Genomic DNA, 16,135 nt, shown 5'->3' on the forward strand with positions numbered 1-16,135 from the left:
ACTTGGCTACGCATGAACAGAACACCCGCGAACAACGCAACTCGATGGGGACGATTAATGCCCCGTTCAGGTTACGAAAGCGTTTCGCGCGACGCCCTGCCCTTCATTTTTTTGCCGACATCTTCAGGACGCTCACAGTGCCTGTGCCAGCCCCGGCATCAGCGGCGGCAGGCGCACGGCAGGCCCCGTCGCATGGTCGAACGCGCCGTCCTCAATGCGCGTCACCAGCACACGCCGCGCCGCACCCTCGACGCGCAGCGCCCCGACTAGCTTTCCTGCGGGCGCCAGCCGCGTCAGCAGCGCTTCGGGAATCGCGTGGGCAACGCCGTTGACGAGGATGCGGTCGAAGCGGCCGAGCGTCCTGTCGGGCTGGAACCCGTCGGCATGGCGCAGGTCGACCGCGGCAAAGCCGTTTCCGGCGAGCCGTTCATGCGCCGCCAGCGCCAGCGTCCGGTAGCGTTCGAGCGAAACCACCTCCGCGCCCATCGCCGACAGCAGCGCCGCGACATAACCCGAGCCGGTGCCGACTTCGAGCACGCGCATCGAAGGCTGCAGGTCGAGCGCCGAGAGCAGGCTCGCCACGGTGTGTGGCGCCGTCATGGTCTGGCCGCAGGGCAGCGGCACGGAGACGTCCTGCCGCGCCAGATCTGCAAAGCGCGACGGCGCGAAACGCTCGCGCGCCACCTTCTCCATGGCCCGCAGCACGGTGAGATCGCGCACTCCCTGAGCCCGCAGCGACAAAAGGAAGGCGACGGTCCGCTCGCCCGCGCTGGAGGCCGTTTCGTCGGTCATGGCAACTCCACCCGCGCCATGCCTTAGGGCTCGCAGCCGTCAGGCCGCCGCGCGCCGTCATTCCGGGCGCAGCGAAGCGGAGACCCGGAATCCATCATGGAGCACTGACGGCGCTCCATGATGGATTCCGGATCGGCGCCGCTGCGCGGCTTGTCCGGAATGACGGCGGGAGTGGACTGCATCGGGCTCAAGCGAAGACCCGCGCGAACTTCGTCAGCGTCGGCTCATGCGTCCGGTCGAGTTCGAGCGGCGTCACCGAAATCTTCTTCTCCGACAGCGCGCGCAGATCGGTGCCGTTGGCGGGCTCCGACTTGCTGCGCTGGAAGGCGATCCAGAAATACGGATTGCCCCGCCCGTCCTGGCGCGGCTCCAGCTTCATCAGTTCCTGGTCGCGCCGGCCCTGCACCGTCACCGCCACGCCCGCGACTTCGGCGGGAGGCACATTGGGGAAATTCAGGTTGAACAGGATGTCGTTCGGGATTCCTTCCGCCAGCAGCCGCTTGATGACGCCGGGCGCATGGTGGCGCGTGCAGTCCCAGTGGATATGGTCGCGGCCCTGCGGCCCATAGGCCTGGCTGATCGCGATCGAGGGGATACCCAGCAGCGTGCCCTCCATCGCGGCCGCGATGGTGCCGGAATAGGTCACGTCCTCGGCGACGTTCTGCCCGCGATTGACGCCAGACAGCACGAGATCGGGCCGCTGGTCGATCAGAATCGAGCGCGCCGCCATGATCACGCAATCGGTCGGCGTGCCGGCCACGGCAAAGCGCCTCTCGCCAATCTGGCGCAGCCGCAGCGGGTTCGACAGCGACAGCGAATGCGCCACGCCCGACTGGTCGGTCTCGGGCGCAACCACCCAGACGTCGTCGGACAACTGCGCGGCGATCGCCTCCAGCACGGAAAGCCCCTCGGCATGGATGCCGTCATCATTGGTGACGAGAATGCGCATGTTCAGCAGGCTTTCATGATGAAGCGAAACGGGGCGGCGGGCCGCGACGCGCCCCCTCTCCCCTTGCGGGAGAGGGTCGGGGTGAGGGGTCGCACTGCGCTCTCCAATACCGACGCGACGCGATGACGGAAAAGGACGGCGCGACCCCTCATCCGGCGCTGCGCGCCACCTTCTCCCGCAAGGGGAGAAGGGAAGAAGTGCCTTGCCTCGCCTGACGGCATCACGCCTTCTCGACCCGCTTGACCCCGCGCATGTACGGCACCAGCACATCGGGCACCGTGATCGAGCCGTCGGGGTTTTGATAGTTCTCCATCACCGCGATCAGCGCCCGGCCGACCGCCGTGCCCGAGCCGTTCAGCGTATGGACGAAACGCGGCGCGCCGCCCTCCTTGGGCCGGTAGCGCGCATCCATCCGCCGCGCCTGGAAATCGCCGCAGACAGAGCAGGACGAGATCTCGCGATAGGTCTTCTGCCCCGGCAGCCAGACCTCGATGTCGTAAGTCTTCTGCGAGGCGAAACCCATGTCGCCCGTGCACAACGTCATCACGCGATAATGCAGGTCGAGCTTCTTCAGCACGGCCTCGGCGCAGACGAGCATCCGCTCATGCTCCTCGCGCGACTTGTCAGGCGCCGTGATCGAGACCAGCTCGACCTTCTCGAACTGGTGCTGCCGCAGCATCCCACGCGTATCGCGCCCCGCCGAGCCGGCCTCGGCCCGGAAGCACGGCGTCAGCGCGGTGTAGCGGCGCGGGAACTCTTCCTCGGCGAGGATAGATTCGCGGACGAGGTTTGTGAGGGGGACTTCGGCCGTGGGGATGAGCCAAAGACCGAATTCGCGTGCTAGCTCCCGATTGTGAAGCTCTTCGATCGCACCAACATTGTCCAACAGAAAATCAGAGATAAGAGCTGGCAGACGCGTTGGCTCTACGGCGTCCCAAACGACCGGACTGCCATCTGACCCCTTTAAGACGAAAAGGCTTGGATCTGCCGCAAGCTCACTGAAGAATTGCTTGAATGCCAATGTTGGCGGGACCGGGCGCCGAGTACCAAACTGATCATCCCGAAACTTCGGCAACTGCGCCGTACCGAACATCGCGTCATCCCGCACCATCAGCGGCGGGTTGACCTCGGTATAGCCGTGCTCCTCCGTATGCATATCGAGCATGAACTGCCCGATCGCCCGGCTCAGTCGCGCCACGCCCGAATTCAGCACCACGAAGCGCGAACCCGACAGCTTCGCCGCCGTCTCGAAATCCATCTGGCCGAGCGCTTCGCCGAGCTCGAAATGTTCTTTCAGCAGATTGGCCCCGAACAGCCGCCCGCCGGACTTCTCAGGCGCTTCGCCATGGGTGTGCAGCACGACATTGCCATGCTCGTCGGCGCCGTCGGGCACATCGTCATGGGGAATGTTGGGAATCGCGGCCAGCCGCTGGTCGAGCGCCTCCTTGGCCGCCTTCTCCTGCGCTTCCAGCTCGGGCTGCAGCGCCTTCAGCGCCGCGACCTCGGCCTTCAGGCTCTCGGCGAGGGCGGCATCCTTCGCCCCCATCGCCTTGCCGATCTCCTTCGAGAGGCCATTGCGACGCTCCTGCGAGCTCTGGGCCTTGGCGATGGCAGCACGGCGGGTGTCGTCGAGCGCCAGCAACTCGGACGACGAGGTGTCCGTGACCCCCCTGCGCCCGAGCCCCGTATCGAACGCCGCGGCGTTCTCGCGAATCCATTTGATGTCGTACATCGTCGTCAGGCCATGCCGCCGCTGCGGAGCGCAGCGCCAGATGCTCTAGACCGGGAGCGCGAGCGATGGAACTGCCTTCGTTCAGCAACGCCCGTGGCCCAACCCTCGACGTCATCCCGGACAAGCCGCAAAGCGGCGCAGCTCCGGGATCCATCGTAGAGTTCGACGAGGCTAGTAAGGGGTCCTTGGATTTCGCTTTCCCAAGGCCAGGATCAGTACGAGCGTCAATCGAGGTGGACCGTATCGTACAAGTCTCGCCAATTCGGATTGCCCGATTCGATCAGGGCAATCTTGCGGTCCCGACGCCAGCGCTTGACGCGTTTTTCTTGCTCGATCGCATCACGAACGCTTTCGAATTTCTCCGCGTATACGAGATGGACGACGCCATAATTCCGGACAAACTCCGATCCCCGCCCCTCTCGATGTTGATCGATCCTGCGGCTCAGACTGTTGGTCACGCCGACATAGAGCGTTCCGTTCCAGCCGCTCGCCATGATGTAGAGCCACATCGCTGTCGCCCCGCTCCCTGACATCCGGCCATAGCGCCGACAAGCGCCGGAATCGATCAAAAAGTGCTGTCCAGCTTTACGATGGATCCCGGAGCTGCGCCGCATTGCGGCTTGTCCGGGATGACGTAGCGGTAGCGTAAAGACGGAATTGCTACTCTGCCGCCTTTTCAGCCGCATCCTCCGCCGCCTTCTTCGCGGCCCGCTTCTTCTCGACATAGCGCACCGAGAACACCGAGAGCTCGTAGAGCAGCAGCATCGGCACGGCGAGCATCAGTTGCGAGATCACGTCGGGCGGGGTCAGGACGGCCGCGATCACGAAGACGAAGACGATGGCGTAGCGGCGCTTGTCCTTGAGGAAGGCCGAATCGATGATGCCGGCCTGCCCCAGCAGCGTCAGGATCACCGGCAGCTGGAAGGAGATGCCGAAGGCGAAGATCAGCGTCATGATCAGCGATAGGTATTCGCTGACCTTTGGCAGCAGCGCGATGCCCGCCTGCCCGTCCGTCGCCGCCTGCTGCATGCCGATCGAGAACTTCATCAGCACCGGCATGGCGAAGAAGAACACCATCGCCGCGCCCGCCAGGAAGAAGATCGGCGTCGCCGCGAGATAGGGTGCGAAGGCCGAGCGCTCGTTCTTGTAGAGCCCCGGCGCGACGAACTTGTAGACCTGCGTCGCGATCACCGGGAAGGCGAAGAACCCCGCCCCGAACGCCGCGATCTTGATCTGCGTGAACAGGTATTCCAGCGGCGCGGTGTAGATCAGCTGGACATTGGCGCCCGGCCCCGCCGCCCAGACATAGGGCTGCACCAGGATGTTGTAGATCTGCGTTGCGAAGGCAAAGCAGATGAAGAACATCAGCAGAAAGGCGATCAGGGACTTGATCAGCCGCGAGCGCAACTCGATCAGATGGTCGAGCAGCGGTGCGCGCGAGGCTTCGATCTCGTCCTCGCCCTCGCGAGGGTTGGCGACGCTCATGTCGCGCTCCCATCGTCGGGTTCGCTAACTTTCGCCTTGCGCTTGCGCACGGGTTTGACCGGCTCGGGCAGCTCGTCAGCGGTAGGCACGGCCTCGACCTTGGCGACGCGCTTGCGCTTGGGCTTCTCGTCCACAGCAGGTGCGGCTACCGGCGCGGGGTCGAACACGATCTCGGGCAGCGGCTCAGGCCCCGGCAGCGCAGCGAGCTTCGCCTCGGCTTCCTTCAGCGCAGCGTCGTCAAGAGTGGTCGAAACCGGCGGATCGGTGATGCCGAAATCATCCTTGGGCATCTCGATCGGCTTGTAGTCGGTATTCATCGCGCTGGACACCGACCCTCCGACCTCCTCGACCTGCTTCTTCAGGTCGTGCAGCTCGGCTTCACGCATCGCATCGTTGAACTGGCCCTGGAATTCGCTCGCCATGCGCCGGATCTTGCCGACCGCCTGGCCGACGGTCCGCATGGCCTTGGGCAGGTCCTTGGGGCCGATCACGACGAGCGCGACCGCCCCGATCAGCATGAATTCGCTCCAGGCGATGTCGAACATCGACGGTCAGTCCCCTCGACCGCGCGCCGGAACCCCGGCGCCCGGCGCGCCCTCAGGCCTTGTGCTCGGCCTTGGCCACAGCGGCTGCGTTGCTTGCCTGCGTCTGCTCGATCACCTTGGGATCGACAGGGGCAGCCGGCTTGGCGGCCGTCTCGTCATCGTCGGCCATGCCCTTCTTGAAGGACTTGATGCCCTTGGCCACGTCGCCCATCAGCTCGGAAACCTTGCCGCGCCCGAACAGCAGCATCACGATGACGCCGACGACGATCCAGTGCCAGATACTGACGCCACCCATGGCGAACTCCTCCGAAAATGCCGTGCGACGAAGGCCATCGGACCCTCGCCTCTTGCTTGTGGCGGAACCTATGTGTCCCCCGCAGGGAACACAAGAACTTCGTCCGAGCTAATGTCGATGCCGACCTCATCACCCTCGCCGGCCGCGCCGGGCAGAGAAACGCGAGCGGCCAGTGGCTTGTCGAGCCCCGAGACGGCGAGCAGGACATGGTCGCTTTCGCCGAGGAAGCGGCGCGTCAACACCCGGCCCGGCAGGCAGAACCCCTTCGGCACGAGCCTGATCGCATGGGGCCTGACGCAGACGATCGCAGGCGCACCCTCTGCCAAACCAGGCGCAGCGAACCGCCCGACCGGCGTATCGACCGCACCGCGCAGGACGAGACCCGCGATCTCGGTGAAGTCGCAGAAGAACCGGGCGGCGAAGAGGCTGGCGGGCCGGCGGTACAGTGTCTCGCCCGACCCGACCTGCACGATACTGCCGGCCCGCATCAGCACGATCCGGTCGGCGATTCGCATCGCATCCTCGGGATCATGCGTCACGATGATCGAGGTGGCGCCGGTCTCCTGCAGCAGCGCCGCCGTCTCATCGCGCACCACGTCGCGCAGGCGCCGGTCGAGATTGGAGAAGGGTTCGTCCATCAGCAGCACGCCGGGCCGCGGCGCGACCGCGCGCGCCAGCGCCACCCGCTGCTGCTCGCCGCCAGACAGCATGTGTGGGTAGGAGGAGGCCAGGTCGCTCAGGCCGACCCGGGCGATGGCCCGCATCGCCGTCGCCTCGGCCGAGGCCTCGTCATAGCCGCGCAGTCCGAAGCGGACATTCTCGCGCACGGTAAGGTGCGGAAACAGCGCATAATCCTGGAAGACCAGCCCGATGCCGCGATGCTCCGGTTCGACGAAGTTGTCGGGCGAAGAGACATCCTGCCCCTCCAGCAGCACCCTCCCCGCGCTCGGCCGCTCGACCCCGGCCGCGAGCCGCAGCAGCGTCGTCTTGCCGCAGCCCGATTGGCCCAGCAGCGCGACGATCTCGCCGGGCTCGATCGACAGCGACACCTCGCTGAGCGCGGTCACGTCTCCGAAGCGCTGGGTGACGCCATCGAAACCGAGCGCCATCGGAATCGCGGCGCCGGCGGTCCCCCGCCGCCCCCAACTCAACCACCGCGCGACGCTCTCGCTGCGAGCCACTATCTACTCCGAACTGCCTGCCGCACACGCGCCGTCATTCCGGGCGAAGCGCAGCGCAGACCCGGAATCCATCGTAAAGCGAGACAGTGCTCTATGATGGATTCCGGATCGGCGCGGCTGCGCCGCTTGTCCGGAATGACGGCGCGCAATGGAACCCGCCTACCCGTCCGCCCCATGCGGCCCACCATCGCCATCGTCAAGCGGGGTGAAGAGATCGCCGAGCGGGTCCTCGTCGGCGCGGAGGTCTGGATCGTCGTCGGGCACCGGCACGGTGAGGTCGCGGCTGAGCCGCCCCTCGATGAAGCCGGAGCCCTTCAACTCGTCGAGGCCGGGCAGGTCGTCGATGCGGTCGAGCCCGAAATGGTCAAGGAAGCCCGGCGTCGTGCCGTAGGTGACAGGCCGTCCCGGCGAACGCCTGCGTCCACGCAGCCGCACCCAGCCCGCTTCCAGCAGGATGTCGAGCGTGCCGCGCGCCGTGGCGACGCCGCGAATCTCCTCGATCTCGGCCCGCGTCACCGGCTGGTGATAGGCGATGATCGCCAGCACCTCGAGCGCCGCCCGCGACAATTTGCGCGGAGGCTGCGCCTCCGCCGCCAGCAGATATCCGAGGTCGGGCGCGGTCCGGAAGGCATAACCGCCTGCGACCTGACGAAGGGTCACGCCGCGTTCGGCATAATGCTCGGCCAGCTTGGCCAGCACCTGCACCACATCGATGCCGGCAGGAATCGAACGCCCCACTTCCTCGGCGCTCAGCGGTGCGGCAGAGGCAAACAGCAGCGCCTCGACGATCCGCAGGGCCAGGGCAAAGGCATCAACCTCGCCGCCATCCTCGTCCTCGCTTTCCTCGGACAACACCGCCGCCTGCTCTCCGATCATAGCGGCAGCACCGGCGGCCGGGCCGAGCGGCGGCGCAGATAGAGCGGCGAAAACGCCTCGTCCTGGCGCAGGTCGAGCACCCCTTCCCGCACCATCTCAAGCATCGCAGACAACGCCGAGGCCCGCACCGTCGCGCTCATCTCGCGTGCCGGCAGACCGTGCGAATTCATATAGCGCTGCAGATAAGGGTCGATCGCGGTCCAGTCGCCAGCCTCTCCCACCAGCCGCTTTAGCGCATCGCGCGCCTCGACCAGCGACCAGACCACGCGATGGCCGACCGAGATATGGCCCTGCACCCGCTTCTGCCGCTGCTGCGCATAGGCCGCCAGCAGATCGTAGAGTTCCGCCTCCCAGATCGGCCGGGCCCCAGCAACGATCGCCTCGGGCGCGCCGCGCGCAAAGACGTCTTGACCCAGCCGCTCGCGCGAGGCGAGCCGCCGCGCCGCCGCCCGGATCGCCTCCAGCCGGCGCAGCCTCAGCGCCAGCGCGGTCGCAAGATCGGCCGCGCTCGGCTCCTCACCCTTGGGCGGCTCGGGAAGCAGCAGCCGCGATTTCAGATAGGCCAGCCACGCCGCCATCACCAAATAGTCGGCCGCGAGTTCGAGCCTCAGCGCCCGCGCCTGTTCGACGAAGACGAGATACTGCTCGGCCAGAGCCAGAATCGAGATCCGGTGCAGATCGACCTTCTGCCGGCGCGCCAGATCGAGCAGCAGGTCGAGCGGCCCCTCATAGCCATCGACATCGACGACGAGCGAAGGCTCGCCCTCGCGCCCGGGCTTCTCGTCCTCGAATGGCAGTTCAGCGGCCATGGACGGCCCGCCCCCTCGTCGCAACCCCACCGACAGGTTCGACGGTTCAGGCGCCCAAAGCAAGGGCAGCATTGACCTGTGTGCGCGCCTCGTCCACATCCAATGGCTCCGGCTCGTGGCGGATACGCGCCAGCGCCATCGCCGCGCGCCGGGCGCGCGCACCGCGCATTTCCGGCACGGCCCCTGCGACCGCCACCATCTCGTCCATGATGCCGTGGCAATGCAGCACGACGTCGACGCCGGCCCGGATGGCGGCGCGCGACTTCTGCGCGAAACCGCCCGACAGCGCCTTCATCGAGATGTCGTCGGTCATGATGAGGCCGTCGAATCCGAGTTCGCCGCGCATGATCTCCGTCACGATCTTGCGCGAAATCGTCGCCGGCTTCTCCGGATCGAGCGCGGCGAAGACGACATGCGCCGTCATCGCCATCGGCATGTCGGCGAGATGCCGGAACGGCCGGAAATCATGGGCGCGCAATTCATCGAGCGTCGCCTCGACGATCGGCAGGTTGTGATGGCTGTCGGCCTTCGCCCGGCCATGGCCCGGCATGTGCTTGATCACCGGCAACACGCCGCCCGCCAGCAGTCCCTCGGCGGCGGCGCGCCCGAGCCGCGCCACCATGTCGGGATCATGGGCATAAGCCCGGTCGCCGATCACGTCATGGCTGCCGGCCACTGGCACGTCGAGCACTGGCACGCAGTCAACATCGATGCCGACGCCTTTCAGGTCATGCGCCATCAGTCGGGCGGAAAGCCGAACGATTTCGCGCTGCTGCACGGGATCGTTGATCCCGAGGAACGCACGCGCCTTCGCATAGGCTGGCCAGTGCGGCGGCCCCATCCGCTGCACCCGCCCGCCCTCCTGGTCGATCAGGATCGGCGCGTGCCAGCCTACGCAATCGCGCATCTCCGAAGTCAGGGCCAAGATCTGCGCGGGGCTCTGGGTATTACGCTTGAACAGGATGAAGCCCCAGGGCCGGGCCTCGCGAAAGAAGGCGCGCTCGTCGGGTGTCAGGCTCGTGCCGAGGCAGCCGGCGATGAAGGCGCGCGAGGTCATGGTGATGGGGTAGGAAGCGCGGCGTGCGGGGTCAAGCACAGTCCTCTTTTTGTCGAAAATCTCAGGAGCAACGCCGTCGTTCCGGCCAAGCCGCGAAGCGGCGCCGATCTGGAATCCATTTGCAAGTTCAGTGCCTTACGATGGATTCCGGATCTCCGCTTCGCTGCGTCCGGAATGACGGCGCGCTCAATGGAGGAGGTTAGAGACCTCAGCGCATCTGCGCCGACATCTGCGCATTGAAGGCATCGAACGGCAGCTCGGCGACGCGGAACCAGAGATTCTCCTTCTTCCAGTAGGGAAGGAACGAATCGTAGAAGGTCTTGAAGGCCGGGTTGCTGGCCGCGAGCTCGCCATAGAGCGCAAAGGCCTCCTTGAAGGCCGCCAGCATCACCTCCTGCGGGAACGGCCTGAGCTCGGCACCGGACCCGGCGAGACGAAGCAGCGCGTCAGGATTGCCGTGGTCGTATTTCGCGACGCAGAGCGCGTTCGCCTCGGCGCAGGCCGCCTCGACGATCGCCTTGTAGGAGGCCGGCAATGCGTCCCACTTCTCGAGGTTCACGAGGAAGCTGACATTGGCGTTCCCCTCCCAGAAACCGGGGTAGTAGTAGTATTTCGCGACCTTCTGGAAGCCGAGCTTCTCGTCGTCGAGCGGGCCGGAGAACTCGACCGCGTCGAGCGTGCCGCGCTCCAGCGCCGGATAGATGTCGCCACCGGCGATCTGCTGCGGCACGACGCCGAGACGGGCCATGATCTGCCCGCCCATACCGGCAATGCGCATCTTCAGGCCCTTGAGATCGTCCAGCGACTTGATCTCCTTGCGGTACCACCCGCCCATCTGCGCGCCGGTGTTGCCGGACGGAATGGTGTGGACGTTGAATTTCCGCATAAAGGCGCGGCACAATTCGAGCCCGCCGCCGGAATAGAGCCAGGCGTTCTGCTGTCGCGTGTTGAAGCCGAAGGGCAGCGAGGTCTCGAAGGCAAAGGCCGGGTCCTTGCCGATATAGAAGCTCGACAGCGTGTGGCTGCATTCGACCGTGCCGTTCTGCACCGCGTCGAGCGCCTGCAGTCCGGGCACGATCTCGCCGGGCGCGAAGATCTGGATCTGGAAATTGCCGTCGGTCGCCTCGGCGACGCGCTTGGAAACCTGCGTCGACAGGCCAAACAGCGTGTCCAGGCTCTTGGGGTAGCTCGAGGTCAGGCGCCAGTTGATCTTGGGCTGCGACTGGGCGAGCGCGGGCGAGGCAATGGCGGTGGCACCGGCGCCGACACTGGCGGCCTTGACGAAGTTGCGGCGATCCATGGGTTTCCTCGAATTTTTTATGATGCCGTCGGAATTGCTCCACCGACCATCCGGCAAAGCTACCGGGGCGACGAACCGGCAAGAAGCCCATCGGCGTGTGACCGTCATGCACGCAGTGCGCGACAAATAAAATACCCCCGCCAGCTGTGCTGACGGGGGTTGAAGGGTCGACCTGGGAAAGGCGAATTCAGCTCATCTGCTCAGTTCTTGGCGATGAAGCACTGGCCGCCGGCGGCTTGGAGCGCAGTGCACATCGTCGTCGCGTCGTCGCGCGAATAGGGACCGACGCGCAAGCGATAGACGGTCTTGCCGCCGGCGAGATCCGTCTTGCGGACGATCGGGTTCTGGGACCCGAGCTGATCGGGATATTTCCGCTGCAGGGCCGAGTAGGTTGCCCGCGCCTCAGCCTCGCTGCCGGGAGCGGCGAGTTGGACCGCGAAGTCGCCGGTGCCGCTGCGGATCGCGCCGGTGGAAGCGACTGGCGACACGGCAGGGGCAGGCGCCGCATTGGCGATGCGCAACGGGGGGGCCGGCGTCGTCGCGGCGGCGGGCGCGGCGACCCGCTCCTGCACCTTGGCCGACTCGGGCGTCGTCGCCGGTGTAGCGGCGGCGCGCGGACGCGGCGGCGGATTCGTGCCTGCAGTCGGGATCGGCGGCACGGATGCCGGAGCCGTTGCGCTTGCGGTCGGCAGGCTGCCGACCGGCCGCGTCGGCGCCGAGCCCGTCACCGGCGCAGCCGAGCCATTGGCATAGGCGGCAGTGGCCGGCGCGGGCGTACCGTCGGGCTTGATCGAGACCGTCCGGACGCGGCGCGGCTCGCCGAGGCCCGGCACCTGCGGAACCGGCGTCAATACGGGATCGGCGGCGGCAGCGACCCGCTCGGGAGCGGCCGGGGCCTGCGCCAGCGGGTTGCTGCTGGTGCTGGTTTCGGGCGTGGCCGAACTCGGTCCAGGCAGCACGACGCGCGGCGCCATGGCGCGTGCCGCCTGCTGGACGTCGACGGGCTGCTCTTCGCGGCTGACGACCTTCGTGGCGGCGGCGGGCGTGTCGCCAGCGCGATCGTAGATCTGCTTGTTCTGATTGGGGATCTCGGCACCGCCGGGATTGGCCGGCTGCACCTTGGTCGGTCCGGTATTGGCGCTGATCACCGGCGGCTGGCCGTCGATGGTCTTCTCCGAGCCCCGGAAGGTCATCGCCGCACCCGCGCCGATCACGCCGACGCCCAGCAAAGCGGCAACCGTCCACAGGCCCTTGCGCGAGCGCCGGGGCTCAGGCTCCGGCTCGTATTGGTCATCCATCGCATCCGACTGGATGAAGGCCTCGTGATCCTGGCCGTGAGACGCATAGCCATAATGGCCGCCATCCTGATCCAGATCGCGCGGCACGGGAAAATCAGCGGCCGCCGGTGCCGGGCGGCTATAGGGCAGCGGCTCAGGCAGGTCGAAATCAGCCTCGTCCTGACCGGCATAGGCATCCGCCTTTGCCGGCACGAAGGCCGCTGGCGCAATCGCCGGGCGGGGATCGTCGGTCCGCCGCAGCAGCGCCTCGAACTCGTCGAGCGCGCCGCGCAGCTCGGCAGGCGGAGCCGCCTTCGCCACGGCGGCCGGCTCATACTCCGACGCCGCTTCGAAGGTGGGCTCGTGGCGCACCGGCTGCTGCCACGCGGCAGGGGCGACCTGCGCTGGGGCGGGCTGGGCCCGGCCGTTGAACAGGTCCTTGAGCGGATCGTCCTGGCCGACGATGCGCGTCAGCTCCGCGAGAGGATCGACGGACTGGCCGGGCCTCGGCGCCTGCGCGGCGCCACGCAACTGACGCTCGAGATCGTCGAGGTCGAGGGCGAAACGGTTTCTAGCTGGCTCACTCATGGCATGATCCATTCCAGCACGGACAGACCCGACGATAAGGAACGCCGAATGCCTCGCGCGGTCAATCTGACCTCGTGCGCACTGCCAGCCTAAACGTGGCCGTCAGCGCATCTCTTCCGGCGCCGCAACTCCGGCGACAGCCAGACCGGAGGCAAGCACGCTGCGCACGGAATGCACGAACGCCAATCTTGCCAAGGTCGACTCTCGATCAGTTTGATTAACGAACCGTAATTGCGGCGAGTCTTTGCCCTTGTTCCATAAGGAATGGAAAGCGCTCGCCAGCTCATGCACGAAAAAGGCCACGCGATGCGGCTCATGAGCGGCGGCCGCTCCTTCGATCATCCTCGGATAGGCGGCGATCATCTTGACGATGCCGATCTCCGCTTCGTCGGTCAGCCGCGCGAGATCCGCCTGGGCCAGGCTCGCCGGGCTGAGATCGACGCTGGGGAAGGCCTCGCGCGCCTGCCGGAAGATCGAGGAGCAACGCGCATGCGCGTATTGAACGTAAAAGACCGGGTTGTCCTTCGACTGCTCGACGACCTTGGCGAGATCGAAGTCGAGCGTCGCGTCGTTCTTGCGGAAGATCATCATGAAGCGCACGGCATCGCGGCCGACCTCGTCGATGACCTCGCGCAGCGTGACGAAATCGCCCGACCGCTTCGACATCTTCACCGGTTCGCCGTTCCGCAGCAGCTTGACCATCTGGCAGAGCTTGACATCGAGCCCGCCCTCGCCCGCCGTGACCGCCTTCACCGCTGCCTGCATCCGCTTGACGTAGCCGCCATGGTCGGCGCCCCAGACATCGATCATCTGGCTGAAACCGCGCGCGAACTTGGAGCGATGATAGGCGATGTCGTTGGCGAAATAGGTATAGCTGCCGTCTGACTTCAGCAGCGGCCGGTCGACATCGTCGCCGAAGGCGGTGGCGCGGAACAGCGTCTGCTCGCGATCCTCCCAATCCTCGTCTTTCTGGCCCTTGGGCGGTGGCAGCCGGCCCTCATAGATCAGGTCGCGGGCGCGCAAATCCTCGATCGTGGCGCGCACGGCATCCTTGTTGCCGTCGACGACCTGCAGCGACCGCTCCGAGAAGAAGATGTCGTGCTCGACGCCGAGCGCCGCGAGATCGTCGCGGATCATCGCCATCATCCCGTCGATGGCGACATGGCGCACGAGCGGCAGCCACTCGGCCTCCGGCTTGCCCAGCAGCGCGTCGCCATGCGTCTTCGCGAGCGTCTGCCCGACGGAGACGAGATAATCGCCGGGATAGAGGCCCTCGGGGATCGTGATCGTCTCGCCCAGCGCCTCGCGATAACGCAGGAAGGCCGAGCGCGCGAGCACGTCGACCTGTGCACCGGCATCGTTGATGTAGTATTCGCGCGTCACGGCCTGGCCGGCGAAGGCGAGCAGATTGGCGAGCGAGTCGCCGAACACCGCGCCGCGGCCATGGCCGACATGCATGGGCCCGGTCGGATTGGCCGAGACATATTCGACATTGATCTTAGGCGCCGGCTTGAACGCGCCCTTGCCGTAGTCCGGCCCGGCCTCGACCGCCGATTTCAGGATCGCCGTGAAGACCTCGGGCTTCAGCGTCAGGTTGATGAAGCCCGGCCCCGCGATCGCGGTCCTGACGATATCCGCCTCACCGGCAAGCTCGGCGCAGATCAGCTCGGCCAGCGCGCGCGGATTGGTGCCGGCCTCCTTGGCCAGGACCATCGCCGCATTGGTGGCGAGGTCGCCATGGGCGGGATCACGCGTCGGCTCGACCACGACGCGCCCGAGATCGAGCCTCGCCGGCAAAGCGCCGCGCGTGGCAAGACGCGCCAGAGCCGCGTTCAGGCGGGCGGAATAGCTCTCGAACAGGTTCATAGCGGTCATTCTGGCGGTCGACGTTGCGGGCGGGAGGAGCCCGGCCCTATCGCAGCGACGGGGTCTCGTCAAACAACCGGCGGTGCTCGCCTTGCGCATATCCATCGGTCATCCCGGCGATGTAGTCGGCGATCCGGCGCGCCAGCCGCGGCAGCTCGAGCCCCTCGCAGCCGGTAGCCCATTCGCCGGGCATCGCGGCGGGATCGGCCAGAAAGCGCCCGAACAGCTCGCGCACCACCTCGGCCGCCTGCGCGCGGATCGGCGCGATCCGGGGGTGGCGATACATGTTGGGATAAAGGAACGCCTTGATCTCCCGGTCGGCGGTCTCGATCGCCTCCGAAAAGGCGATGACGGGATGGCCGGCGCGCCGGATCGCGTCGGCATCGGCCGGCGCCAGCGCCGCGATCCGCGCCTGCGACTGGGCGATCACGTCCTCGACGAAGCAAGTGATCACCCGCCGCACCAGTTCGTTGGCGCCGCGCGCCGCCTCCAGCCCCGGATGCAGCCACTCGATCTCATCGATGAGGCCCGACAGGAACGGCACGGCGCGCAGGTCCGCCAACTCGAACAGACCGGCGCGCAACCCGTCATCGATATCGTGCGCATTGTAGGCGATGTCGTCGGCGAGCGCCGCAGCCTGCGCCTCGGCCGAAGCATGGCTGTCGAGCCGGAGATCCTGCCTGGCATTGTATTCGAGAATGGCCGCCGAGATGCCGGCCTTGGCATAGCGCGCGGTCGGCCTGCCGTCGGCGCCGATCAGCGGCCCGTTATGCTTGACCAGCCCCTCCAGCGTCTCCCAGCTCAGATTCAGCCCGTCGAAACCGGCATAGCGCCGCTCCAGCCGCGTTACGATCCGCAGCGTCTGGGCGTTGTGGTCGAAGCCGCCGAAGCCCGCCATGCAGTCGTCGAGCGCATCCTCGCCGGTATGGCCGAAGGGCGTGTGTCCGAGGTCGTGCGCCAGCGCCAGCGCCTCGGCCAGATCCTCGTCGAGCCCCAATGCCCGCGCCAGCGAGCGCGCGATCTGCGCCACCTCGATCGTATGCGTCAGCCGCGTGCGGAAATGGTCGCCCTCATGCGCGACAAACACTTGAGTCTTGTGCTTGAGCCGGCGGAAGGCGGTCGAATGGATGATCCGGTCGCGGTCGCGCTGGAACTGGTTGCGCGTTGCCGAGCCCGGCTCCTCGACCAGCCGGCCGCGACTTTGCGACGAACGGCAGGCATAGGCCGCCCGCCAACGCTCGCCCGGCTCGCGCCCGGCCCCGTCGTCGGGGCCAGTGTTGTCGGGGCCAAAGTTGTCGGGGCTCTGTGGATGCGGCATGGCAGACCCGTCGCCTCGCCCGGCTTGTGAAGGCGATGCCGCGCAATTACCTTTACGCACAACAC

Annotated in this window: 15 protein-coding genes; all 15 read right to left on the reverse strand. The window is 66.7% G+C overall.

From position 1 onward, the window contains the following. Window positions 1-132: 132 nt before the first annotated feature. Window positions 133-792: a protein-L-isoaspartate O-methyltransferase family protein gene (locus AXW83_RS07845; RefSeq protein ID WP_066612100.1), complete on the reverse strand. Its 660-nt coding sequence runs from the start codon at window positions 790-792 to the stop codon at window positions 133-135. A 187-nt stretch (window positions 793-979) separates the two neighbouring features. Further along, a complete protein-coding gene (gene surE / locus AXW83_RS07850; RefSeq protein ID WP_066612101.1) occupies window positions 980-1,741 on the reverse strand; it encodes a 5'/3'-nucleotidase SurE in 762 nt (253 codons plus the stop codon). A 220-nt stretch (window positions 1,742-1,961) separates the two neighbouring features. After that, window positions 1,962-3,473: a serine--tRNA ligase gene (serS, locus tag AXW83_RS28235; RefSeq protein ID WP_066612102.1), complete on the reverse strand. Its 1,512-nt coding sequence runs from the start codon at window positions 3,471-3,473 to the stop codon at window positions 1,962-1,964. Between the two features lie 224 nt (window positions 3,474-3,697). Then, a complete protein-coding gene (locus AXW83_RS07860; RefSeq protein ID WP_066612103.1) occupies window positions 3,698-3,982 on the reverse strand; it encodes a GIY-YIG nuclease family protein in 285 nt (94 codons plus the stop codon). 151 nt (window positions 3,983-4,133) lie between these two features. Continuing rightward, window positions 4,134-4,958, reverse strand: coding sequence for a twin-arginine translocase subunit TatC (gene tatC, locus AXW83_RS07865; RefSeq protein ID WP_066612104.1), 825 nt, complete (start codon window positions 4,956-4,958; stop codon window positions 4,134-4,136). Continuing rightward, window positions 4,955-5,503: a Sec-independent protein translocase protein TatB gene (gene tatB, locus AXW83_RS07870; protein ID WP_066612106.1), complete on the reverse strand. Its 549-nt coding sequence runs from the start codon at window positions 5,501-5,503 to the stop codon at window positions 4,955-4,957. The genes tatC and tatB overlap by 4 nt, the downstream gene beginning before the upstream one ends. Before the next feature lie 52 nt (window positions 5,504-5,555). Further along, window positions 5,556-5,798, reverse strand: a complete 243-nt coding sequence (locus tag AXW83_RS07875) for a twin-arginine translocase TatA/TatE family subunit (protein WP_066612108.1) — start codon at window positions 5,796-5,798, stop codon at window positions 5,556-5,558. 68 nt (window positions 5,799-5,866) lie between these two features. Next, entirely contained in the window at window positions 5,867-6,907 is a 1,041-nt protein-coding gene (locus AXW83_RS07880; protein ID WP_066612110.1) for an ABC transporter ATP-binding protein, read from the reverse strand. Window positions 6,908-7,138: 231 nt separating this feature from the next. Continuing rightward, window positions 7,139-7,855 carry an SMC-Scp complex subunit ScpB gene (gene scpB, locus AXW83_RS07885; RefSeq protein WP_082767009.1) on the reverse strand — a complete coding sequence of 239 codons (717 nt, stop codon included), beginning with the start codon at window positions 7,853-7,855 and terminating at the stop codon, window positions 7,139-7,141. Further along, on the reverse strand, window positions 7,852-8,664 hold the full coding sequence (locus AXW83_RS07890) for a segregation and condensation protein A (protein WP_066612112.1): 813 nt from the start codon (window positions 8,662-8,664) through the stop codon (window positions 7,852-7,854). Before AXW83_RS07890 ends, scpB begins: the two co-directional genes overlap by 4 nt. Before the next feature lie 46 nt (window positions 8,665-8,710). Continuing rightward, a complete protein-coding gene (gene nagZ, locus AXW83_RS07895) occupies window positions 8,711-9,721 on the reverse strand; it encodes a beta-N-acetylhexosaminidase (protein WP_066612113.1) in 1,011 nt (336 codons plus the stop codon). Between the two features lie 208 nt (window positions 9,722-9,929). Further along, a complete protein-coding gene (locus tag AXW83_RS07900; protein WP_066612114.1) occupies window positions 9,930-11,021 on the reverse strand; it encodes a TRAP transporter substrate-binding protein in 1,092 nt (363 codons plus the stop codon). Window positions 11,022-11,221: 200 nt separating this feature from the next. Continuing rightward, window positions 11,222-12,886 carry an SPOR domain-containing protein gene (locus tag AXW83_RS07905; RefSeq protein WP_066612116.1) on the reverse strand — a complete coding sequence of 555 codons (1,665 nt, stop codon included), beginning with the start codon at window positions 12,884-12,886 and terminating at the stop codon, window positions 11,222-11,224. Between the two features lie 102 nt (window positions 12,887-12,988). Beyond that, window positions 12,989-14,752: an arginine--tRNA ligase gene (gene argS / locus AXW83_RS07910; RefSeq protein WP_066620093.1), complete on the reverse strand. Its 1,764-nt coding sequence runs from the start codon at window positions 14,750-14,752 to the stop codon at window positions 12,989-12,991. Window positions 14,753-14,798: 46 nt separating this feature from the next. Beyond that, the gene (locus tag AXW83_RS07915) at window positions 14,799-16,070 is read right to left on the reverse strand and encodes a deoxyguanosinetriphosphate triphosphohydrolase (protein WP_082767011.1); all 1,272 of its coding nucleotides are present in this window, start codon (window positions 16,068-16,070) and stop codon (window positions 14,799-14,801) included. Window positions 16,071-16,135 lie beyond the last annotated feature (65 nt).

It is taken from the genome of Bosea sp. PAMC 26642 (genome assembly GCF_001562255.1).
GTDB lineage: Bacteria > Pseudomonadota > Alphaproteobacteria > Rhizobiales > Beijerinckiaceae > Allobosea.

What these genes read in the sequence shown, in the direction of transcription:
- AXW83_RS07860 (WP_066612103.1), bottom strand. Translation starts at nt 3,982, where the DNA reads ATGTGGCTCTACATCATGGCGAGCGGCTGGAACGGAACGCTCTATGTC.
- AXW83_RS07890 (WP_066612112.1), bottom strand. Translation starts at nt 8,664, where the DNA reads ATGGCCGCTGAACTGCCATTCGAGGACGAGAAGCCCGGGCGCGAGGGC.
- AXW83_RS07915 (WP_082767011.1), bottom strand. Translation starts at nt 16,070, where the DNA reads ATGCCGCATCCACAGAGCCCCGACAACTTTGGCCCCGACAACACTGGC.
- nagZ (WP_066612113.1), bottom strand. Translation starts at nt 9,721, where the DNA reads ATGACCTCGCGCGCCTTCATCGCCGGCTGCCTCGGCACGAGCCTGACA.
- AXW83_RS07875 (WP_066612108.1), bottom strand. Translation starts at nt 5,798, where the DNA reads ATGGGTGGCGTCAGTATCTGGCACTGGATCGTCGTCGGCGTCATCGTG.
- argS (WP_066620093.1), bottom strand. Translation starts at nt 14,752, where the DNA reads ATGAACCTGTTCGAGAGCTATTCCGCCCGCCTGAACGCGGCTCTGGCG.
- tatC (WP_066612104.1), bottom strand. Translation starts at nt 4,958, where the DNA reads ATGAGCGTCGCCAACCCTCGCGAGGGCGAGGACGAGATCGAAGCCTCG.
- AXW83_RS07880 (WP_066612110.1), bottom strand. Translation starts at nt 6,907, where the DNA reads ATGGCGCTCGGTTTCGATGGCGTCACCCAGCGCTTCGGAGACGTGACC.
- surE (WP_066612101.1), bottom strand. Translation starts at nt 1,741, where the DNA reads ATGCGCATTCTCGTCACCAATGATGACGGCATCCATGCCGAGGGGCTT.
- scpB (WP_082767009.1), bottom strand. Translation starts at nt 7,855, where the DNA reads ATGATCGGAGAGCAGGCGGCGGTGTTGTCCGAGGAAAGCGAGGACGAG.
- serS (WP_066612102.1), bottom strand. Translation starts at nt 3,473, where the DNA reads ATGTACGACATCAAATGGATTCGCGAGAACGCCGCGGCGTTCGATACG.
- AXW83_RS07905 (WP_066612116.1), bottom strand. Translation starts at nt 12,886, where the DNA reads ATGAGTGAGCCAGCTAGAAACCGTTTCGCCCTCGACCTCGACGATCTC.
- AXW83_RS07845 (WP_066612100.1), bottom strand. Translation starts at nt 792, where the DNA reads ATGACCGACGAAACGGCCTCCAGCGCGGGCGAGCGGACCGTCGCCTTC.
- tatB (WP_066612106.1), bottom strand. Translation starts at nt 5,503, where the DNA reads ATGTTCGACATCGCCTGGAGCGAATTCATGCTGATCGGGGCGGTCGCG.
- AXW83_RS07900 (WP_066612114.1), bottom strand. Translation starts at nt 11,021, where the DNA reads ATGGATCGCCGCAACTTCGTCAAGGCCGCCAGTGTCGGCGCCGGTGCC.